The sequence below is a fragment of the Arthrobacter sp. DMZ02-1R genome, assembly GCF_057747935.1.
Window position 1 is genome coordinate 808,113 of record NZ_CM173230.1, and the last position, 20,182, is coordinate 828,294.

Below are 20,182 nucleotides of genomic sequence, written 5' to 3' on the forward strand. Positions count from 1 at the left end.
CTCGAGAGAAGTTACGGCCGGGCCGCGAAGCGCTCCAGCAGGTCCACGTGCCCGGACACAATCAGCATGTCCCGGACGGAAACCTTCGTGTCCGGCCGGGCATAGGTGAAGTCTTCGCCCGGGGATTTCACGCCGACAATCGTCACGCCGTACTTGGATCGGACCTTGGACTCATCCAGCGTGAAGCCCACGGTTTCCTTCGGCGGGTACATTTTCACGATCGCGAAGTCGTCGTCGAACTCGATGAAGTCCAGCATGCGCCCCGAGACGAGGTGGGCCGCACGGACACCTGCGTCGGCCTCGGGATAGATGACGTGGTTGGCGCCGATTCGCGTGAGGATCTTGCCGTGTGAGGCAGTGATCGCTTTCACCCAGAGGTGTTCGATGCCCAGATCCACGAGGTTCACCGTGATGAGCACCGAGGACTCGATCGATGTACCCACGCCCACCACTGCGGAGCTGAATTCCTGCGCGCCGAGCTGGCGGAGGGCGTCGATGTTCGTGGCGTCGGCCTCCACCACATGGGTCAGGACGGACGCCCAGTTCTGGACGAGCGTGCGGTCCCGCTCGATGGCCAGGACTTCGCGTCCTTGCTTGACGAGCTGCTCGGCAGTGGCTGCACCGAAGCGGCCCAGGCCGATCACCAGCACGGGGGCGTTGTGCGCCGGCCGGTTGGGGGCGCCTGTTGAATTAGCCAATGATTGGCCTCTCTTCCGGGTAATGGAATAGCTGCCTGCGCTGGCGGAGGGCCAGGGCGGAGGCAAGGGTGATGGTGCCGATGCGGCCGGCGAACATGAGGGCGGCGAGAATGTAGACTCCCGACGGCGGCAGCTCGGCACTGAGGTTCGTGCTGAGGCCTACAGTTGCGAAGGCTGAAATGGTTTCGAAGAGTACCCGGTCCAGGCTGGCCCCGCTGATGGCCAGCAACAAGAAGGCGGCTGCGCAAACCAAGGTGGCACCCGCTACGATCACGGAGATGGCCACCCGCATGGTGCCCTCGGGGATCGTGCGGCCGTAGGCCTTGACGTCGTCGTCGCCACGCGCCTCAGCGACGATGGCAAGGAACATGACCGCGATGGTGGTCACCTTGATGCCGCCCGCCGTCGACGCCGAACCGCCGCCGGCGAACATGAGCGCGTCCGACAGCAGCCTGGTGGTGGAATCCATTTGGCTCTGGTCAACCAAGTTGAAGCCTCCGGAGCGCGTCATGACCGAGGCGAAAATGGAATGCGTGATCTTGTCCCCAAAGCTCATGTTGGCGATGGTGTTGGTGTTGTCCCACTCCATCAGGGCCCAGAGAACTGCGCCGGCAACGAGGAGAATCAGGGACACCTGGATGGTCAGCTTGGTGTGGAGGGTCCACTTCTTCCAACGGAGGCCGTGCCGCCGGAGCACCAGCATCACCGGAAAACCGAGGCTGCCGAGGAACACGCCAAGCATAAGCGGCACCAGAATCCACAGGTCCGCCTTGTACGGCACGATTCCGTCGGAATGGGGTGTGAAACCGGCATTGTTGAAGGAAGAAATCGAATAGAAGACCCCGTGCCAGACGGCCTGCCAGAAGTCCTCTCCGAGTGTCAGGAACCGGGGAATCATCGCGATCGCCAGTACGGCCTCGATGGTCACGGACGTCGAGATGACGATCCGCAACAATGTACCCACCTCGCCCAAACGTCCGGCGTTGTTCATGGCCTCCTGGGCAATGAGCTTGCCCCTCACGCCCAGCCGTTTGCTGACCATGAGTGCCAGGAGGGAGGCGAGTGTCAGGGTTCCCAACCCACCCACGAAGATGCCCACGAGAATCACGAGCTGGCCGAAGAAGGTCCAGTGCGTCGCCGTCGACACAACGGTCAAACCGGTCACGCAGACGCTGGAGACAGCCGTGAACAAGGCCTGGTGCATGGGAGTGACCGCGCCGTCAGCCGATGCCGCCGGCAGGGAAAGCAGACCGGTGAACAAGAGAATCGCGAAGACGTACGCCGTGAGCGCCAATCGGGCCGGTGAGGTGTTGGCGATGTTGTCGATGAAGTCGCGGATACCCGTGAAAATCCACAGGCCTCCCCGCTCCGGCTGGACGGTTTGCCAGCTGGCCGGGTCTCGGGACCTCGACTGGCTCTGAGTCATGGCAGTGCTGTTCGCTTCTGGTCGATTGATTCTGCTTTCTTGAGTAGTAAACCACTAATCGCCTGCTGTAACGGGGCAGGTCAGCTTGCGCCGCTCGGGTAGCCTGTCATTGATGACTTCCTGGGCAGGCCTCCGTCCGTCCGCGCTGCCAACGACGGTGGCGTGGGATCCCGCCATGACCGCATACAATTTCGGTCCCTCGCATCCGATGGCCCCCGCGCGGCTGGAACTGACCGCCAGGCTCGCCACGGCGCTCGGACTCTTCGACCTGGAGCATGTGTCCGTCCAAGCGCCCAAGGTCGCGTCCGACGTCGAACTCCTCGCCGTTCACAGCGCCGAATACGTCGCCGCCGTGCGGCGCGCCAGTGAGGACCCGACGACGCCGGACCCGGAACGCGGGCTCGGCACCGAAGATGATCCCGCGTTTGCTGGCATGCACGAAGCAAGCGCCCGGCTTGCTGGCGGATCGTTGCTCGCGGCCGAGGCCATTCTGTCCGGGACCGCGGTCCGGGCCGTCAACTTCGGCGGCGGCATGCATCATGCTTCCCGTGAGCGGGCCAGTGGGTTTTGTATCTACAACGACGCCGCCCTCGCCGTGCAGAGGCTGCTCGACGGCGGAGTCCGGAGGGTTGCGTACATCGACATCGATGCCCACCACGGTGATGGCACCCAGAGCATCTTCTGGAACGATCCCAGGGTCCTGACGATCTCCCTGCACGAGAGCGGCCTTTCGCTATTCCCAGGAACGGGATTCGCCAAAGAGATCGGGGGCCCGGATGCGCTCGGCGCAGCCGTCAACGTGGCGTTGCCTGCGTGGACGGGCGACGCCGGGTGGCTGCGCGCGTTCCATGCAGTGGTGCCGCAACTCGTGCAGGCCTTTGATCCGGAAGTCATTGTGAGCCAGCATGGCTGCGACTCCCACAAACTCGATCCCCTCACGCACCTCAACCTCAGCGTGGACGGACAACGCGAGGCGGCCACCGCCGTCGCGGGCCTCTCCGCCAGGTTCTGCGAGAACCGCTGGATTGCCACCGGGGGAGGGGGCTACGACATCACGGGGGTGGTACCGCGGACCTGGAGCCACTTGATAGGAATCGTGGCCCAGCATCCCGTGCAGTTGACGGCTCCGGTCCCGGAGATCTTCCGGAGCTATGTCAAGGAGAAATACGGGGAGTCGGTTCCGGAACTCATGGGCGACGGCGTCGACACCTGGTGGCGTTCGTGGGAGGTGGGGTACGACCCTGCCGACGCCGTGGACCGCACCATCATTGCCACCCGCAAGGAGATCTTCCCCCTCTACGGGTTGGATCCCTGGTTCGACTGATGGTTGTTCGGCCAGCTGGCGCAAAGCTGAGCCAACGGCGCGAACAAGCGAAATAGTTGATGCCTTTTGGCGTATATGTCGCTAGGGTGGGAGGCATGGTGACTGACGACGTATTTGCCGTCATTGCTGAGGCAACCCGGCGTGACATTCTGGTTTCCCTCCGCTCTGGGGATAAGGCTGTGGGGGAACTGGTGGAGGAGCTCGCAGCGAGCCAGCCCACCATTTCAAAGCATTTGAAGGTACTCCGCGAGGCGGATCTCGTCAGCATGCGCGCACAGGGGCAGAAACGCTACTACGCGTTGAACCCCAAGCCGCTCGCTGGTGTTGCCACCTGGCTGGAGACGTTCGACGTCGGACCCGCCCGGCCTGCCGCCGAGGCAGCCGCCGCGGCTGGTAGCCCGCGTGCCGCGAGGAAGCCGTTCCCGCAGCCCGACGAGGAACCCCCTGGCACGTCGTCGGCGAGCACCGACGTCGCCCGCTCGCCTGAGCCCACGCCGGATTCGGGCGCCGCTGCCGCCGCGGCGGGAATGGACGACACCATGCCGCAGCAGATCGGCCGCACGGTTGGCCGTGCCGCCACGAAGGCAGCGGATCTATTGGCGAACCTGCCGAACCTACCCAATCTGCCGAAGTTCGGCCGGAAGAAGTAGCGGCCCCAACTTCGGCGCAGTAGGTGTCGTTTTGAGGGCCCAGAACGACAACAACTGCGAGCTAGTTGGGTGGGGCTACTTACCCAAGAGACGCACGTGGTCCGGGGTCAGTTCCGAGACCTTCGTTACTCCAAGCAGGGCCATGGTGCGCGCCATGTCCTGCTCCAGGATCTGGATGGTGCGGTCCACGCCGGCGCGGCCACCGGCCATGAGCCCGTAGAGGTAGGCCCGGCCGATCAGCGTGAAATCGGCGCCCAGGGCAAGGGCCGCCACGATGTCCGCGCCGCTCATGATGCCCGTGTCCAGAATGATGGCCGCGTCGTTGCCGTCCGCTTTCAGGGCGGCGGCGACCTCCGGCACGAGGTGCAGCGGAATCGGCGCTCGGTCCAGTTGGCGTCCGCCGTGGTTTGAAATCACGATGCCGTCCGCGCCGTGGTCCACCACCTTGCGGGCATCGTCCACTGTCTGAATGCCCTTGACTACCAGCTTTCCCTTCCACGTTTCGCGCAGCCAGTCGAGGTCGTCAAAGGTCAGGGTCGGATCGAACATGGAATTGATGAGATCGGCCACTGTGCCCGTGTAGCGCGAGAGTGAAGCGAAGGTCAGGGGCTCGTGGGTGAGGAAGTTGAACCACCAGGCGGGCCGATAGGAAGCATCCAGCACGGTCTTCACGGTGAGCGCGGGCGGAATGGTCATGCCGTTGCGGACATCGCGCAACCGGGCGCCCGCGACGGCGGTGTCCACCGTGACCATGAGGGTGTCGTTTCCGGCCTTGGCAGCGCGCTCGATCAGTTCGAGTGACCTGTCCCGATCCGTCCAGAGGTACAGCTGGAACCAGTTGCGGCCGTTCGGTGCGGCCGCGGCAACGTCCTCAATGGACGCAGTGCCCATCGTGGAGAGAGTGTACGGAATACCAGCCGCTTCGGCCGCCTGCGAGCCCGCGTACTCACCCTCCGACTGCATCATGCGCGTGAATCCCGTGGGCGCTATGCCGAACGGAAGCCGGGATATTTTGCCCAGGATCTCGGTGCTGAGGTCGATGCTGGAGACGTCGCGCAGGATTCCCGGCCGGAACTCGATGTCCTGGAACGCCTGACGGGCCCGGCGCAGGGTGATCTCCGCCTCGGCTGCGCCGTCCGTGTAGTCGAAGGGTGCTTGGGGAGTTCGCCGTTTGGCCATGTCCCGCAGTTCCCAGATGGTGGATGCGCGGCGCAGCTTCGAGGCGTTGCTGAACTCGGGCTTCTTGAATTTCATCAGGGGCGCAAGGTCGGAGTACTTGGGAACCCGGCGCTTCAGTGCCGCGGGGCGCTCGACGGCGGTGGGGACGTTTGCGGGCACCTCGAGGGAAGGGGCGCCGCTCGGCTGGACTGTCTGCGTCATGATGCTGTCTCCAGGGTGTTTGTGTGGTTGGACCACACTCTATGCCATGTGGTCCAACCACATCAACTAGTATTTATCCATGCGAACGCACGAACTCGTCCTCAGCTGGATCGAAAAGCAACTGTCGGACGGACATTTGGTGCTGGGCGGGCGGCTCCCCGCCGAACGGGCGCTCGCCGAGCAACTGGAAGTCTCAAGGACATCGGTCCGTGAAGCCATCCGGATCCTGGAAGCCATGGGTGTGGTCCGGGCCGGCGTGGGGTCCGGCAAGGACGCCGGGACAGTGGTCATTGCGGAACCGGCTACCGCCCTCGGCTCCGCGCTCCGCCTCCATGTGGCCACGCAACATTTGCCCGTCGCGGACATCGTGCAAACCCGGGTCCTGCTCGAGTCGTGGGCGGTGTCCCGTGCCAAGGCCGACGCCCCCGAACTTGTGGAAGCAGCGAGGCTGCTGGACGAAATGGACGCAAGCTCCGCCGTCGACGGCTTCCTCGCGCTGGACGTTGCCTTCCACCTGGCGCTGGCGGAAGCCGCCGGAAATGCCGTGGTGAGCACCATCATGGGCTCGCTGCGCGAAGCGATCGAAGGCTACGCCGCGGCCCTGACTGCGAACCTGCCGGATTGGGATAGCACCGCGAACCGCTTGCGGTGCGAGCACCGTGCCATCTTGGAGGCGCTGAACAACGGCGACGGCGGCCGGGCAGCGACGCTGGTGACCGCGCATATCGAGGGGTTCTACCGGGAGGCCGGACTGGGCCGGCCTCCCGCGGAAACTAGGCCTTGACGGGCCCGGTGCTGCCCCTGAGCTCAATCTGCGGGGGAAAGTAATTCGTGGGGGACGCGGCGTCGTTGGCCTGGATTTGCTCACGCATGCGGCGCCACGCAAGATCGCCGAGGTCGGTGATCGGCACGGCCGCAGTGGTCAGAGGAGGCATGGTGTACCGGGCGAAGGGCATGTCATCGAAGCCCGTGAGCGACAAGTCTTCCGGCACCCGGATCCCTCGCTGGCTCAGCCCGCTCAACAAGCCCATCGCGGCGACGTCGTTGAAGACGAGGATGCCGGTGGCGCCGCATGAGGCGACGGCATCGCTCGACTCAAACCCGGCGTCGAACGTGTTGCCTCCCGGAATGAACTGCAATTCGACGTCCGGGTACTCGGCCGTGAACTTCTCGAGCCCGCGGAGCCGCTGCACGTTGGACGCGCTCCGGTCCGGACCCGTCAGGTAGGCCAATTTTCGATGGCCCAGCTCAACGAGATGGGCGGCAAGTTCCTGGATACCTTGGCCGTAGTCAACTACGAGGCTGGGCGTCGGTACCGACTCGGTGGTCCGGTTGATAAGCACGAGCGGATAGAGCGTGGGGGCGAGTTCTTCGAGTTCGGCGTCGCTCATGCGCGGGGCGCAGAGAACGACGCCGTCGCAACGCCGCCGGGCTTCCCCGGCGAGGATTGCTTCTTCACTGGAGACCTCGGATGAGTCCGCGATCAATACGCGGTAGCCGTCGCGAGCGGCGGCAATGCTGAGCCCGCGAAGAATGGCCTGGAACGTGGGGTTGGACAGGTCCGGAACCACGATTCCGATGGTGTCCGTTTTTCCCAGGGCCAGGCTCCGGCCTACCGGGTTCGGCTTGTATTTCAGCTCTGAGGCGGCTGCGCGAACGCGCGCGGCAATCTCCGCGTCCACGGTGGTATTACCGTTCATGACACGGGAAACGGTGGCATGCGAAACGCCGGCCATGGATGCCACATCTGCGATGCCCACCCGCCGGGTATTTCTTCTGCCTGGCATGGGTTCCTTCCTGGAGTGCTGCCGCCTCGGGCGCGGCGATTTTGTTCTGAGGTGAAGTTTATCTTGCGTGGGGAAGCGGTTTCCCTTGATGTCGTTGCATTTCGATTTGCGGGCAGCTGGAAATCGACGCTATGGTTTGGCTATGACTAACCGTTGGTATGCGTATTTTTCGTTGGCTCTGGAGGGGCCCGCGTCTAACTGACACGCATCCAACTTTCCTTCAGAGCCAACAGGGCAGAGATCATTCTCTGCCCTTCGCCATTTCCCGGCGGGCTCTGAGTAGGGTCCGCTCCTCTCCGGAACAGGACCCCTTTCATGACCAGCATCGCCGCAGAGCCCACCACACACAGCGTCGACCTCGAGAATGCCGCCGCGCAGTCGACGTCGAACTTACGCGTCAGCCGTTTCGAGCCGCTCCCCACGCCGCAGGAAATCAGCGCGGAACTGCCGCTGGACGCCAGGGCCTCCGCCGTCGTCGAGCGCGGACGCGACGGAGTCCGCGCAATCATGGATGGCGTTGACGACCGCCTGCTCGTGATCGTTGGCCCGTGCTCCATCCACGACCCGAAGGCCGGCTTGGAATACGCCCGCCGCCTCGTCAGCCAGGCCGAGAAGCACAAGGAAGACCTGCTGATCGTCATGCGGGCCTACTTCGAGAAGCCGCGCACCACGGTCGGCTGGAAGGGCCTCATCAACGATCCCCACCTGGACGGCAGCCACGACATCGCGGCCGGGCTCCGTGCGGCGCGTGGATTCCTGCAGCAAGTCACGGCCCTCGGCCTGCCGACGGCCACAGAGTTCCTGGAACCCATCAGCCCGCAATACATGGCCGACCTCGTGGCGTGGGGTGCCATTGGAGCCCGTACCACCGAGAGTCAGATCCACCGCCAACTCGCCTCCGGACTCTCCATGCCGATCGGCTTCAAGAACGGGACCGACGGCGACCTCCAGGTAGCGATCGACGCTTGCGGTGCGTCTGCCGCACCGCAGGCATTCTTGGGGATCGACGGCGATGGCCGCGCCGCCCTCGTGGCGACCTCGGGCAACCCGGACACCCATGTGATCCTGCGCGGTGGCCGCAAGGGCCCGAACTACTCCGCCGCCGACGTCGCCGATGCCTCGGGGAAGCTCTCGGCCAAGGGACTGAATCCCCGGCTGATCGTTGACGCGAGCCACGCCAACAGCGGCAAGAACCACCACCGGCAGGCCGAGGTTGCACTGGAGATCGGCGGCCAGCTGGAGGACAACGCGGCTTCGCCGATCGCCGGGGTGATGCTGGAAAGCTTCCTCGTAGGTGGGGCGCAGAACCTGGATGTGGAGCGGCAGCTGGCTGGGGAACAGGACTTGGTGTACGGCCAGAGCGTTACCGACGCCTGCATGGAATGGGACGTCACAGTGTCCGTCCTGGACCAGTTGGCGGCCTCGGCACGCAAGCGTCGTGTGGCAGCCGCAGACTAGCGAAAACCATGCCCACAGTTAGCCGAAACACTTTCACTTTGGTACCAGCAGCCTCTAGAGTATCTAGCACATGGTTGTTTGATGGCTCAGCATCGGCACACCAGGTAATGAATGCTGGGGTTCGCCGCTAACCGCTGAGAGCAAAGGAATATGGGGAAATGTCCGCAGAGACTAACTTCTCGAACGCGCGTTTCATGACAGTGGCCGAAGTTGCCGAAGTCCTCCGAGTTTCCAAAATGACCGTGTACCGCCTGGTCCATTCGGGAGAAATGCCAGCCGTCCGTTTTGGGCGTTCATTCCGTGTCCCCGAAGAAGCAGTGAACCAGTACCTCAAAGGTGCGGTCGTCGACGGACGCTCGGAGACCGCTTGAGACTGGCTTGGTTCCCTTAGGGCCAGCGGTCATTGGGTGCCCCCGATAGGCGGTACCCTGTTAAGGAACGTTTTACGTCATTGTAAGAATCTGTCAGTTGTAAAAGTCTGTTGCTCAGTTCAAGGACCTCACCCAGCAGACAGAATCTCAATCTAGTTTGGTAAGGAACTTACGTGGGTTCAGTTATTAAGAAGCGCCGCAAGCGTATGGCCAAGAAGAAGCACCGCAAGCTGCTTCGCAAGACCCGCCACCAGCGCCGCAACAAGAAGTAGAGACACTTCCTACAGCGTGAATGCCCGTTGCCTTTCGAGGTTGCGGGCATTTTTGCGTTGATCCCCCCGATGACGCTCGCTCACGTTTGTAGCTTGTTTCGATGACGCTCGCTCACTTATGGGGCCGAATAGTGGAACCCTCCTTCACATCGAGTCGCCCGGTTCATATCGAGTGCAGGAGGGTTCACCATTTCGCCGAAAGATCTGCAGGAGGATCGGCCAAAACCGGCACAGAAGTGAGCGAGGATGACCGGCTAGGTGGTCGGAAGTGAGCGAGCGTCGTCGTGCTCTAGGCCCTGGGGCTGCGGAACTTGGAGAAGCCCCGCCAGAGGCCGTACACGGCCCCTCCGACGGTCGCAGCTTTGAGGCCGAGCGTGGCTGCCCGGCGGCCGGAACGGAAGTCATAGACGGGCCAATTGTTCTCCCGGGCATGGCGCCGCAGCCTGGCGTCGGGATTGATGCACACGGGGTGGCCCACCAAAGTGAGCAGCGGGATGTCGTTATGTGAATCGCTGTACGCCCAGCATCGGTTCAAATCCAGGCCTTCTTCGTCAGCAACGCGCTGCACGGCCACGGCCTTGGCCGGTCCATGGAGGATTTCGCCCACCAGGCGCCCGGTGTAGGCGCCATCCTCAACCTCGCCCACGGTGCCCAAGGCGCCTGTCAGCCCCAGCCGGGTGGAAATGACGGTGGCGACTTCGATGGGGGTGGCGGTCACTAGCCAGACCTTCCGGCCAACGCGCAGATGCTGTTCCGCCAAGGCCTTGGTACCGGGCCAGATCCGGGACTCGATCATCTCGTCGTAGACTTCTTCGCCCAGCTCCCGGATATCGGAAACCGTGATGCCTGCCGCGAGGATCAGTGCGGAATCCCGGACTGAATGGACGTCCTCCATGTTTTCGCCCCGCAGGACAAACTTGAACTGCTTCCAGGCGAATCCCGCGGCTTGGGAGAGGGTGAACGCCTTACGTTCGTACATCTTCCGCGCGACGTGGAAGAGGCTGGCGCCCTTCATAAGGGTGTTGTCGACGTCGAAGAATGCAGCTTCGCCGTGTTGGTGCGTTGCGGCCGGCGCGATGGCCACAACAGCGTTCTTCTCGACGGGCATGCCATGAGTCTAGTCAATCGCCCGGCTCCGTGCCGTTCGGTAGGGTGCCCTGCGGTTCCGCGTCGAGCGTTCTTTGGGCTGCGTGACGTTGGGTTGAGGGCTGTTTTCAGGCTGTGTCCACGCCAACGCGATACCGTTGAACCATGCCGAATCCCGACGTCGTACTCCTCACCAAAGCTGACTGCCACCTGTGCGCCGCGGCGCGTGACGCCGTCGAACGCGTGACCTCAAGCCTGGGGCTTGCATGGACTGAGCAGTCGATCGATACAGACCCGACACTCCGCGAACGCTATGCCGAGGAGATCCCAGTGGTATTCGTGGACGGAATACAGCGGGATTTCTGGAAAATCGATGAGGCGAGGTTGGTGCGGGTCCTGAAGAAGGCCTTGGCTGCCTGAACATGCGTCCAATGCTTTGTTGGCAATAGAGTGGGAAAACAAAGCGACGCAATGGAGAAGAACGTGACTGCGCTGGAACCGTCCGCCGAAGCTCTACCCGGGGACGCTGTGCCTGGGGACAAGGACTCTGCCGCGAAGCAGATACCACCTGCGGCCGTGGCCCGGATGACGCTTTACCTCCGCGCACTGAACTCCCTGCTGGGCGAAGGCGTGGAACGGGTTTCTTCCGAGGCGCTGGCCGAGGCGTCGGGAGTCAGTTCTTCCACCCTGCGCAAGGACCTCTCCTACGTTGGCTCCTACGGAACGCGTGGCGTGGGATACGAGGTGCAGTATCTGAGCCGCCACATTGCTGCGGCATTGGGCCTGACCCACGATTGGAAAGTGGCGATTGTGGGTGCCGGCAACCTTGGCAAGGCCTTGGCACGGTACGGCGGATTCGAGTCGCGCGGTTTCGACGTGGTGGCGATCCTCGACGCCGATCCCATGGTCATCGGGAACGAAGTCGGCTGGCTGCGGGTCAGCGATGCCGCGAATCTTGAAACGGTCCTTAAGAGGACCGGCACCAACATGGTTGTCCTGGCACTCCCGGCCGCGGTGGCACAGGACGTCTGCGACCGCGTGATCAGCGCGGGGATCCGCAGCATCCTCAGCTTTGCTCCTGTGCTGCTGCAGGTTCCGCCGTACGTGAATCTACGCAAGGTGGACATGGCCACCGAGTTGCAGATTCTCGCGTATCACGCACAACGGGCACAGACCCCAGGCCAGGCCCTTTAGGCCAAGGCCGGGTCTGCGCCCGTTAGTGTTCGTCGCGGCGTGCCCCTAGGGGCCGAATGGCCTAGCGGCCGTACGGCGCCTGGTTGTAGGGGTTCGCGAAAGGCTGTGCTTTCCGGAAATATGGTGCCGAGCCCGGCAAATACAACAGCACCATCGCGGCGATGCCCAAGAGGATCGTGATGCTCTGGATCAATCCGTAAAGCAGGCCGAACGTGAATGACCCACCAAGAAGGCTAAAGAGCGAAATCGCCGCGAAGACGGTTCCCAAGATCCGGGCCCAGTTCTTACCCTTACGGACCGGGAATGCGACAAGCGCGTAAAGACCCAGCGATATCAGGCCACCGATGATGGCTCCAACGATGATGGCGCCGTGCATGCTTTGCAGAGCGCCGGCGGGAAGCCGCTGGCCCTGCTGGGCAGCGGACTGCTGCATCATGGCCGTAAAGGTGTCTCCGCCGGTGAATGCGAGAACCAGTGCGCTGACGAAAGAGAGGACGCCAGCGGAGACGATCATCAAGAACGCAGTGTTCACCAGTTGCGGGACACCGGACGTCCCAGCGGGTTGCTGGCTGGGCCACGTGACGGGTCCGCTCTGCCCGTATTGCGGGACGGAGGACTGGCCGTACTGGGGCTGCTGCCCCGGCTGCGGAGTTTGCTGACCGTACTGCGGGACGGGGGACTGCCCGTACTGGGGCTGCTGCCCGGGCTGCGGAGCTTGCTGGCCGTACTGGGGAGCCTGCTGGCCGTACTGGGGTGCGGAGGGCTGGCCGTACTGCGGCTGCTGGCCCGGTTGGGGAGCTTGCTGGCCGTACTGCGGCTGCTCAGGTGTGGGGTTTTCGCCCGGAGTGGATGGCGGATACGGAGGGGTGCTCATGGCATTCCTTTGCGTGTCGACTGCAGATACGGCTGCCGGGTGCAACGTGCCCCTGCCCCCAGCTTGGCTTAATTCCACCGTACCCCGGCAGAACAGTGCTCGGGATGATTCACCGCAAGAATTCTGCCCGGACTAGGTTCCGCGGATCTCCCGCGTGTGAATGGTGCCGGGCAAAGGGAAGGCCGCGGGGTCCCCCGGGAACCTGCCGCGGCCTTCGGCTCGAAAAACCGGCTTTAGAGGCGTGTGGCTAAACGGTGCTCTTCACTGACTTGAACCATGCCTGCGAATTGGGCAGCCACATCAGGATGGTTGCCACAAGGCTGATGACGAAGCTGAACCAGTTGTTGCTCTGTCCATTGGCCATGGCTCCTCCCACGATCGAGAGAATCAGGGAGATACCCGCGATGACGGTCAGCGCGAGGCGGGCCCACTCCTTGCCTTCCTTCATCTTCATCGCGAAGACGATCTGGGCGGCCGCGACAACCAGCGCGACCAGTACCAAAAGGAGGACGACGACGGCGAGTCCCGGCGCCAGCGCGAAAAGCACCACGGAGCCAAAGAGGCCGAGCAGGCCACCCAGGAGGCCCAGGAGCCCGCCAATAAGCCAGATCCAGTACGAGACCTTCAGCTCGATGGGCATTCCAGTGACATTGAACATGCCGGAAAAACCGCCCTTGGGCAGGATATCGTTGAAGTTCTTTGGACCGTCAGTGGGCATCTCGAAGTGGAAACCTTCGCTGTGCCCGGGTTGGCCCGTCGGAGGGGTGCCGGGGGCTGGCTGCTCGTAACCGGGGGCTGGTTGCTGGTAGGACGGGGGCGCTTGGTAGGAAGGGGGTGCTGGGTATCCCTGCGGAGGCTGGTAACCCGCAGGAGGGACGGTGCCGGGCTGCTGAGGCTGAGCTCCGGGCTGCGATGGCTGGGCACCGGGCTGCTGAGGCTGAGGAGCTTCGTTTGGGTTACTCATGGCATCACTTTAGACCTGGGGTTTAAGGATTCATAGGAAATTCTTAGCCAATTCGCCGCTAAGTATCGGGTTTTTCCCGAACAATAGGCGGGTGACACCGCGAGTAACGAAATGGCGCCTCCGGGGCTGCACGATGGATCGCGTGCAGCTCCGAAGGCGCCATTCAGGCCAGGAGCCGGGTGGATTAGGCGGCAGGTGCGATGAAAGCCAGTTCGAGGTTGATGACAACCTTGTCGCTGACCAGCACGCCGCCGGCCTCGAGCACGGCGTTCCAGGTCAGGCCGAAGTCTTTGCGGCTGATGGTGGTCTCACCGGAAACGCCTGCGCGGGTGTTGCCGAAGGGGTCAACGGCCACGCCGTTGAACTCGGTCTCGATGGTCACCTCTTTGGTGACACCCCTGATGCTCAGGTCGCCCACGAGGTCGAAGCTGTCGCCATTGGCCTTGACGTGGCGGGAGACAAAAGTGATTTCCGGGAACTTCTCCACGTCGAAGAAGTCCTCGCCCTTGACGTGGCCGTCGCGGTTGGCGTCGCCGGAGTCGAAGCTGGCGGTCTGGATGGTGGCGTTGACCTTGGAGTCAGCCAGGCCGCCGCCGAGTTCCAGGGTGGCCTCGGCCTCGGTGAACTGGCCGCGGACCTTGCTGATGCCTGCGTGCCGGACGGTGAAGCCGATCTCGCTGTGGGAGTTGTCGAGGGTCCAGATGCCGGTGGTGACGTTGGCGGGAAGTGTCATGGTGTTCTCCTTGGGAAGGTGTGGTCGTAGCTTCATCGGACGTTCGATCGCACTTAGTTGAAGTGTCAACCGAACCTTGTGTCAAGTATAAACATGCAAATGCATCTTTTATTCCACCTTCAGGGAACATTCTGGAGAAACTTTCAGTTCTACGAAACGTAGAAGATTTCAGATCGCCCGCCTTCTTTGAGAAACTGGTAAACATGCCCCAAGCAACTGTCCATCTGCTCCGCCATGGCGAGGTCTACAATCCCGACCGTATTCTGTACGGCAGGTTGCCCGAATTCCACCTCTCCGAACGCGGCCGCGAGATGGCCCAGATGCTCGCGGACCACTTTGCTGCCCGTGCTGCGCAGGGGGCGAACATCGTCCACCTTGTTGCCTCGCCGTTGACCCGCGCACAGGAAACTGCCCTTCCCACTTCACGAGCGTTGAACCTTGAGATCCACACGGAACCGCGGATCATCGAGGCCGGGAACCACTTCGAAGGGCTCAAGGCCAGCGTCTCCGAGTTCATCAAGCCCAAGCACTGGTTCGAGTATCGCAATCCGCTGCGTCCGTCCTGGGGCGAGGCCTACAAGGACCAGGTGACCCGCATGCATGCCGCCGTCGAGGACGCCCGCCTGAAGGCGATTGAGCTCGGCGGCGACGGCGCGGAGGCCATCCTGGTCAGCCACCAGCTTCCCATCTACGCCACGCGCCTCAGCGCGGAGGGCCGGCGGTTGTGGCACGATCCGCGCAAACGCGAGTGCACGCTGACGTCGCTGACGTCCTTGGTGTTCGACGACGACGGCAAGGTTGCGCGGGTGGAGTACAGCGAACCCGCCGCCGTGCTGCTGCCCGGTGCCGCGAGCACTCCCGGAGCATGACAATGAACCGCAACACCCCCAGCATCAAGACCACCAGCGCAGCCCTGACCTCCCGCCGCAGCATCCTCGCCGCCGGGGGACTGGCGCTCACCGCGCTGACCATGGGCCTGTCCGCCTGTGCGCAAGAAGACGCCCTCGCCAAGCAGGCGAAGGCCGGCGACAACAAGAACTACGTCGCCGGAGACGGCTCCGTGACGGAATTCGTCAAAGCGGACCGAAAGGCCGCCGTCGGGATCAAGGGCACTTTGTTTGACGGTACTGCCGTGACTCCGCAGGACCTGATCGGCAAGGTGACCGTCCTCAACTTCTGGTTCGCCGCGTGCGCGCCGTGCCGAGTCGAGGCGCCGATCCTCGAAGAGCTGCACCAGGAGTTCAAGAGCAAGGGCGTCCAGTTCTACGGCGTGAACCTTCGGGACGAGAAGGCCACGGCCGATGCGTTCGACAAGACCTTCAACCTCACGTACCCCAGCTTCAATGACAAAGACGGCGCCGTGCTCCTGTCTGTCTCCGGCATCGTGCCTCCCGGCGCCGTACCCACCACCTTGGTCCTGGACAAGGAAGGCAAGATCGCCTCCCGAGTCCTGGGTGAGATCGAGAAGAGCACCCTCAAGGCACTCATTACGTCCGCGGTTGCCGAGTAGGTGGCCGGGACAGCGTGAACAGCCCCTTCGCCGAGACCATCCTGAGCGGTTCCTTGCTGCTGGCCATCCCCGTGGCTTTGCTGGCCGGACTCGTGTCCTTCCTGTCGCCATGCGTCCTGCCCCTGGTTCCTGGCTACCTCGGCTACGTGACCGGGCTGACCGGCGTCGACCTCCAAAAGCAGAAACGCGGGCGCATGCTCGCGGGAATCGGTCTGTTCGTCCTCGGCTTCTCCCTGATTTTTGTCCTGCTTGGTGGTGCCTTCGGCCAGTTGGGGACCCTCATTACCGGCCCGCAGAACGCCTGGATCACCCAATTGCTGGGCGTGCTTGTGATCATCATGGGCGTCGTCTTCCTGGGTGGTTTCGGCTGGTTGCAGCGCGACGCCAAAATCCATGCCAAGCCTCCTGCCGGTCTGTGGGGTGCGCCGTTGCTGGGCATCACCTTCGGTCTGGGCTGGGCGCCGTGCATCGGCCCCACCTATTCCGCGGTCCAGCTGCTGAGTCTCTCCGGGGGATCGTCCGCAGCGAAGGGAGCACTCCTGGCGTTTGTCTATAGTCTTGGCTTGGGCATCCCCTTCCTGCTGATCGCCCTCGCAGTCCGCCGGGGAATCGGTGTGATGTCCTTCTTCCGCAAGCACCGCCTGGCCATCCAGCGGATTGGCGGGGGCATTCTGATCCTCCTCGGAATCCTGATGGCCACGGGAGTGTGGGGCGCCTGGGTTACCGGGCTGCAGTACTGGTTCCAAACCGATGTGAAGTTGCCGATCTGATGAGCGAGCCCGTGCAAGGTAAAAAGAAGTCCAACAAGTCCGCGAGCAAGCCTGCGGCTGACAAGGCAGCTGACAAGGCGATTGACAAGGCCAAGGCCGAGGCAGCACTGCCGGTGCTAGGGATCGTGGGCATGCTGCGCTGGGCCTGGACCCAGCTGACCAGTATGCGCACCGCGCTGTTCCTGCTTCTGTTGCTGGCGGTCGCAGCGGTCCCGGGTTCGCTGTTCCCGCAGCGCCCGGCGAACCCTTCGATCGTGACGCAGTACATCAAGGACCACCCGGACTACGGCAAAATCCTTGACTCCGTGCAGCTTTACGACGTGTACTCCTCGGCCTGGTTCTCGGCCATCTACATTCTGCTGTTCATCTCGCTCATCGGCTGCGTCACGCCGCGGGCCATCGCCCACTACAAGGCGATGCGCTCCCAGCCGCCGCGGACGCCCAAGCGTCTCTCCCGCCTTCCGGAGTACGGCACACTCGTGCTGCCCGCCGACGCCGGGATCCCGGCGTCGAAGGCTGTTTCGGATGCCGCTGAGGTGCTGAAGAAGCGCGGCTACCGCGTGGAGGTACGCGACGTCGACGGCGCCATGCCCTCCTTGGGTGCCGAGCGCGGATTCCTCAAGGAAATGGGCAACCTGGTGTTCCACGCCTCGCTGATCGGGGTGCTGGTTTCAGTTGCCGTCGGCGGGCTGTTTGGCTACAGCGGCCAGCGCATCCTGGTGGAAGGCGACACCTTCGTGAACACCTTGGTGGGCTATGACCAATTCAGCCCCGGCACCAACTTCCAGAGCAGTTGGCTGCAGCCGTACTCCATCCAGCTGGACAAGTTCGACGTCAAGTTCGATCGTGAATCGCCTGCGCACTTCGGCCAGCCCATCGACTTCACGGCGGCTGTCACCACCAAAGACACACCAGACTCCCCAGCTAAGAAACAGACCCTCAAGGTCAACGATCCCGTGATGCTCGGCGACACCAGCATCTACCTCACGGGTAACGGCTACGCCCCGGTGGTCACTGTGCGGGACGGTGCCGGCAACGTTGCACTGCAGGGTCCCGTGGTGGCAAAGCTGCAAGGGGACAACTACTACTCTTCCGTGGTCATCAAGGTCCCCGATGCCAAACCGGACCAGCTTGGCTTCGCGGGCTTCTTCCTGCCCACGTCGATGCCGACGGAGAATGGTGCCTCCTACAGCGGCGATCCGGAGCTCTTCAACCCGGAGTTGAGCCTCAACTCCTACTACGGCGACCTCGGCCTCAACAAGGGCACTCCGCAAAACGTTTTCGAGCTCGACGTCGCCAAGCTAAAGGAGCTCAACGGCCGGGACCTTCCCACGAAGGCCATCAAGCTCGCGCCTGGCGGCACTTACACGCTTCCGGATGGCAAGGGCAGTATCACGTTCGACGGCGTCAAGAAGTACGTTGGCGTGGACATCCACCACAACCCGGGCCAAGCCACCGCGTTGATATTCGCGCTCCTCGCCGTCGCCGGGCTGATCCTCTCCCTCTACCTGAACCGCCGCCGCGTCTGGGTCCGGACGGGAACCCACGACGACGGGCGCACAATGGTGGAGTATGGTCTGCTTGCCCGCGGCGAGGACCACAGGCTGGCCGGCGAAGCCGCCGCGATCCGTGAACTGCTGCAACGAGAATGGCTGCCCTCCGCGGAGCAACCCACCGACACCGTTTCTTCCTCAACCTCGAAGGACCAGTAATGTTCCCCATCAACGAAACCATGGGCCAATACAGCGAGCTTTTCATGCTGCTCGCGGCCGGCACTTACACGGTGGCGTTTATCGCTTTCGCGTGGGACCTCGCCAAGAGCAGCAAGACGCTGCGGGCGGTGGACCTGAAGGCAGCCTCTGCGGAGGCCGTCGAGGTCAAAGTTCCGGTGGCTGCCGGACGTGCCGGTGGGAACGACGTCGGAGGACCTGCCGGCCGCATTGAGCGCCCGACGTCGGCGGTCACCTCAGTCAGCCAGACCGCCGGCGGCGACATGAAGTATGCCGCCGAGCGCCGCATTCCCGCTCGCGTTGCCGTGGCGGTCGCCATTATCGGCGTGGCTATCCACGGCGCCGGTGTTATCACCCGTGCGATCGGCGCAGGGCGCGTGCCGTGGGGCAACATGTACGAGTTCCTGACCACTGGCGCGTTCCTCGTTGTTGCTGTCTTCCTGTTGTCGCTGATCCGCCGAGACTTGCGCTTCCTGGGCACGTTCGTCCTGGGCCTGGCAGTTATCATGCTGGTGGCGGCGTCCGTGGCCTACTGGACTCCCGTAGGGCATTTGGTTCCGGCGCTGCAGAGCTACTGGTTGGTCATCCACGTCTCCATCGCAGTGATGTCCGCGTCCCTCTTTACGTTGACCTTCGCCATGTCCGCCCTGCAGTTGGTGCAATCGCACCGGCAGAAGACCCTCGCGTCCGGCGGAGCAGACAAATTGGGCTTCATGCGCCTGGTTCCCAACGCCTTGAGCCTGGAAAACTTGTCCTACCGCATCAACACGGTCGCATTCGTCGGCTGGACCTTCACCCTCATGTTCGGCGCCATCTGGGCCGAGAAGGCGTGGGGCCGTTTCTGGGGCTGGGACACCAAGGAAGTCTGGACGTTCGTCATCTGGGTGGTGTACGCCGGCTACCTGCACGCCCGCGCCACCCGCGGCTGGACCGGGACCCGCGCAGCGTGGCTGTCGATCGTGGGCTACCTATGCGTGATCTTCAACTTCACCATCGTGAACCAGTTCTTCAACGGGCTGCACTCTTACTCGGGGCTCGCGCAGTAGGGCCTAGGCCCGCGTCCTTCCTGACCCTCATTGAATTAACGACGACGGCGACACTCCGCACTAGCGGGCGTGTCGCCGTCGTTCGCGTTTCAAAAGAGGTCAGGAAGGGCGGTACGTCGAGTCCTTAGGTGTTGACGTCGCCGCTGTCTTCCGCGTTGGATCCGCCCTTGAGTTTGCGTTCCTTGGCTTCGAGCTCGGCCTTGAGCTTCTTGAGGCGTTCGGCCTCGGCCTGGTTGCGACGGCGGATCTCGAGGTTCCGCAGGAAGTCGGGGTCGTCGTCGGGCGCGGTGGGGTGGCTCGCGGGCAGCGGGGTGGGGCGGCTGTTGTAGGGGCGGCCCAAAATGAACCAGAGAGCGGCTCCGAGGATCGGCAGCAGTATCACGACAATGATCCAGGCGGGTTTAGAAATTCCCCGGGTGGCGCGGCGGTCCGTGCGGATGACGTCCACCAGCCCATAGACGTACACGAGCAAGACGGCCACAACTGCAACAACGCGGAGCATACCGTCAAGTCTAGTCGCCGTCGGGTCCGGTGATAGCTGCACGATCAGGGTGCAATCAGGCTGTGCGGCTAAACTTGATTCGTGGCTTTCCTCAAATACTCCTTGATCCGCATGGCGCTCTTCGTTCCGCTGTTCGCCCTGTTCGTCTTCCTGCAGACGGGTTGGTTGCTGGCGGTGATCTTCGCGGGCCTGATAGCTTTCGCCATCAGCTACCTGTTCTTCCAGAAGCAGCGCGACGCCGCCACGGCCGCCATGCACGAACGTTTCAGTGGCCGCGCCAAGCCCATCCGCTCCGCACTTGAGATCGAAGATGCAGAGGTCGAGGACCGGCTGGTGGATGAAAACCCCGCGGTGACGGTCAAGAACGACCGACGCCCCAAGGAAGCCTAAAAACTCAAAGCTGCGCG

General features: G+C 63.2%; 23 protein-coding genes. 14 read left to right on the forward strand and 9 right to left on the reverse strand.

The annotated features are described in order from the left end of the window. Positions 1-11: 11 nt before the first annotated feature. Entirely contained in the window at positions 12-650 is a 639-nt protein-coding gene (locus AC3ANQ_RS03770) for a potassium channel family protein (RefSeq protein ID WP_488305253.1), read from the reverse strand. Between the two features lie 40 nt (positions 651-690). Next, positions 691-2,124 (reverse strand): TrkH family potassium uptake protein, encoded by a 1,434-nt coding sequence (locus tag AC3ANQ_RS03775; protein WP_488303878.1) that lies wholly within the window; start codon positions 2,122-2,124, stop codon positions 691-693. Between the two features lie 112 nt (positions 2,125-2,236). Here AC3ANQ_RS03775 and AC3ANQ_RS03780 point away from each other — a divergent pair, with 112 nt between their 5' ends. Both AC3ANQ_RS03780 and AC3ANQ_RS03785 read left to right on the forward strand, forming a co-directional pair. Then, the gene (locus tag AC3ANQ_RS03780; RefSeq protein WP_488303879.1) at positions 2,237-3,448 is read left to right on the forward strand and encodes an acetoin utilization protein AcuC; all 1,212 of its coding nucleotides are present in this window, start codon (positions 2,237-2,239) and stop codon (positions 3,446-3,448) included. Positions 3,449-3,543: 95 nt separating this feature from the next. Then, a complete protein-coding gene (locus tag AC3ANQ_RS03785; RefSeq protein WP_488303880.1) occupies positions 3,544-4,098 on the forward strand; it encodes an ArsR/SmtB family transcription factor in 555 nt (184 codons plus the stop codon). Positions 4,099-4,173: 75 nt separating this feature from the next. Here the strand turns inward: AC3ANQ_RS03785 and AC3ANQ_RS03790 are convergent, their stop codons facing one another. Then, positions 4,174-5,478, reverse strand: a complete 1,305-nt coding sequence (locus AC3ANQ_RS03790) for an alpha-hydroxy acid oxidase (RefSeq protein ID WP_488303881.1) — start codon at positions 5,476-5,478, stop codon at positions 4,174-4,176. 79 nt (positions 5,479-5,557) lie between these two features. On the opposite strand from AC3ANQ_RS03790, the gene AC3ANQ_RS03795 reads away from it, so the two are divergent. After that, positions 5,558-6,262, forward strand: coding sequence for a FadR/GntR family transcriptional regulator (locus tag AC3ANQ_RS03795; RefSeq protein WP_488303882.1), 705 nt, complete (start codon positions 5,558-5,560; stop codon positions 6,260-6,262). Here the strand turns inward: AC3ANQ_RS03795 and AC3ANQ_RS03800 are convergent. Further along, the gene (locus tag AC3ANQ_RS03800; RefSeq protein ID WP_488303883.1) at positions 6,252-7,265 is read right to left on the reverse strand and encodes a LacI family DNA-binding transcriptional regulator; all 1,014 of its coding nucleotides are present in this window, start codon (positions 7,263-7,265) and stop codon (positions 6,252-6,254) included. The two genes, AC3ANQ_RS03795 and AC3ANQ_RS03800, sit on opposite strands and share 11 nt — an antisense overlap. A gap of 315 nt (positions 7,266-7,580) precedes the next feature. Between AC3ANQ_RS03800 and AC3ANQ_RS03805 the strand changes: the two genes are divergently transcribed. The 3 genes from AC3ANQ_RS03805 (at position 7,581) to AC3ANQ_RS03815 (ending at position 9,366) form a co-directional block, all read left to right on the forward strand. Then, the gene (locus AC3ANQ_RS03805) at positions 7,581-8,723 is read left to right on the forward strand and encodes a 3-deoxy-7-phosphoheptulonate synthase (RefSeq protein ID WP_488303884.1); all 1,143 of its coding nucleotides are present in this window, start codon (positions 7,581-7,583) and stop codon (positions 8,721-8,723) included. A 158-nt stretch (positions 8,724-8,881) separates the two neighbouring features. Continuing rightward, complete coding sequence (locus AC3ANQ_RS03810) at positions 8,882-9,094, forward strand: helix-turn-helix domain-containing protein (RefSeq protein ID WP_265977972.1); 213 nt, start codon at positions 8,882-8,884, stop codon at positions 9,092-9,094. A gap of 173 nt (positions 9,095-9,267) precedes the next feature. After that, a complete protein-coding gene (locus AC3ANQ_RS03815) occupies positions 9,268-9,366 on the forward strand; it encodes a 30S ribosomal protein bS22 (protein ID WP_003792170.1) in 99 nt (32 codons plus the stop codon). Between the two features lie 289 nt (positions 9,367-9,655). Here the strand turns inward: AC3ANQ_RS03815 and AC3ANQ_RS03820 are convergent, their stop codons facing one another. Then, complete coding sequence (locus AC3ANQ_RS03820; protein ID WP_488303885.1) at positions 9,656-10,474, reverse strand: HAD family hydrolase; 819 nt, start codon at positions 10,472-10,474, stop codon at positions 9,656-9,658. A 143-nt stretch (positions 10,475-10,617) separates the two neighbouring features. Between AC3ANQ_RS03820 and AC3ANQ_RS03825 the strand changes: the two genes are divergently transcribed. Both AC3ANQ_RS03825 and AC3ANQ_RS03830 read left to right on the forward strand, forming a co-directional pair. Then, positions 10,618-10,872 (forward strand): glutaredoxin family protein, encoded by a 255-nt coding sequence (locus AC3ANQ_RS03825; RefSeq protein WP_488303886.1) that lies wholly within the window; start codon positions 10,618-10,620, stop codon positions 10,870-10,872. 51 nt (positions 10,873-10,923) lie between these two features. After that, positions 10,924-11,646: a redox-sensing transcriptional repressor Rex gene (locus AC3ANQ_RS03830; protein ID WP_488303887.1), complete on the forward strand. Its 723-nt coding sequence runs from the start codon at positions 10,924-10,926 to the stop codon at positions 11,644-11,646. A 61-nt stretch (positions 11,647-11,707) separates the two neighbouring features. On the opposite strand, the gene AC3ANQ_RS03835 is transcribed toward AC3ANQ_RS03830, so the two are convergent. The 3 genes from AC3ANQ_RS03835 to AC3ANQ_RS03845 form a co-directional block, all read right to left on the reverse strand. Continuing rightward, positions 11,708-12,520, reverse strand: coding sequence for a hypothetical protein (locus tag AC3ANQ_RS03835; protein WP_488303888.1), 813 nt, complete (start codon positions 12,518-12,520; stop codon positions 11,708-11,710). Positions 12,521-12,767: 247 nt separating this feature from the next. After that, positions 12,768-13,484, reverse strand: coding sequence for a hypothetical protein (locus AC3ANQ_RS03840; RefSeq protein ID WP_488303889.1), 717 nt, complete (start codon positions 13,482-13,484; stop codon positions 12,768-12,770). A gap of 184 nt (positions 13,485-13,668) precedes the next feature. Further along, entirely contained in the window at positions 13,669-14,217 is a 549-nt protein-coding gene (locus AC3ANQ_RS03845; protein ID WP_488303890.1) for a YceI family protein, read from the reverse strand. A 203-nt stretch (positions 14,218-14,420) separates the two neighbouring features. On the opposite strand from AC3ANQ_RS03845, the gene AC3ANQ_RS03850 reads away from it, so the two are divergent. From AC3ANQ_RS03850 to ccsB, 5 genes are read left to right on the forward strand one after another with little or no spacing between them, the layout of a single operon-like run. Continuing rightward, positions 14,421-15,086 carry a histidine phosphatase family protein gene (locus AC3ANQ_RS03850; protein ID WP_488303891.1) on the forward strand — a complete coding sequence of 222 codons (666 nt, stop codon included), beginning with the start codon at positions 14,421-14,423 and terminating at the stop codon, positions 15,084-15,086. Next, positions 15,083-15,727, forward strand: a complete 645-nt coding sequence (locus AC3ANQ_RS03855; RefSeq protein WP_488303892.1) for a TlpA family protein disulfide reductase — start codon at positions 15,083-15,085, stop codon at positions 15,725-15,727. The genes AC3ANQ_RS03850 and AC3ANQ_RS03855 overlap by 4 nt, the downstream gene beginning before the upstream one ends. 14 nt (positions 15,728-15,741) lie before the next feature. After that, positions 15,742-16,497 (forward strand): cytochrome c biogenesis CcdA family protein, encoded by a 756-nt coding sequence (locus tag AC3ANQ_RS03860; RefSeq protein WP_488303893.1) that lies wholly within the window; start codon positions 15,742-15,744, stop codon positions 16,495-16,497. Next, the gene (gene resB / locus AC3ANQ_RS03865) at positions 16,497-18,209 is read left to right on the forward strand and encodes a cytochrome c biogenesis protein ResB (RefSeq protein ID WP_488303894.1); all 1,713 of its coding nucleotides are present in this window, start codon (positions 16,497-16,499) and stop codon (positions 18,207-18,209) included. The genes AC3ANQ_RS03860 and resB overlap by 1 nt, the downstream gene beginning before the upstream one ends. Beyond that, positions 18,209-19,273: a c-type cytochrome biogenesis protein CcsB gene (gene ccsB, locus AC3ANQ_RS03870; protein ID WP_265977827.1), complete on the forward strand. Its 1,065-nt coding sequence runs from the start codon at positions 18,209-18,211 to the stop codon at positions 19,271-19,273. The genes resB and ccsB overlap by 1 nt, the downstream gene beginning before the upstream one ends. Positions 19,274-19,397: 124 nt before the next feature. On the opposite strand, the gene AC3ANQ_RS03875 is transcribed toward ccsB, so the two are convergent. Next, the gene (locus AC3ANQ_RS03875) at positions 19,398-19,775 is read right to left on the reverse strand and encodes a PLD nuclease N-terminal domain-containing protein (RefSeq protein WP_488303895.1); all 378 of its coding nucleotides are present in this window, start codon (positions 19,773-19,775) and stop codon (positions 19,398-19,400) included. 81 nt (positions 19,776-19,856) lie between these two features. Here AC3ANQ_RS03875 and AC3ANQ_RS03880 point away from each other — a divergent pair, with 81 nt between their 5' ends. Continuing rightward, on the forward strand, positions 19,857-20,165 hold the full coding sequence (locus AC3ANQ_RS03880; protein ID WP_488303896.1) for a DUF4229 domain-containing protein: 309 nt from the start codon (positions 19,857-19,859) through the stop codon (positions 20,163-20,165). The last annotated feature ends 17 nt before the right edge of the window (positions 20,166-20,182 follow it).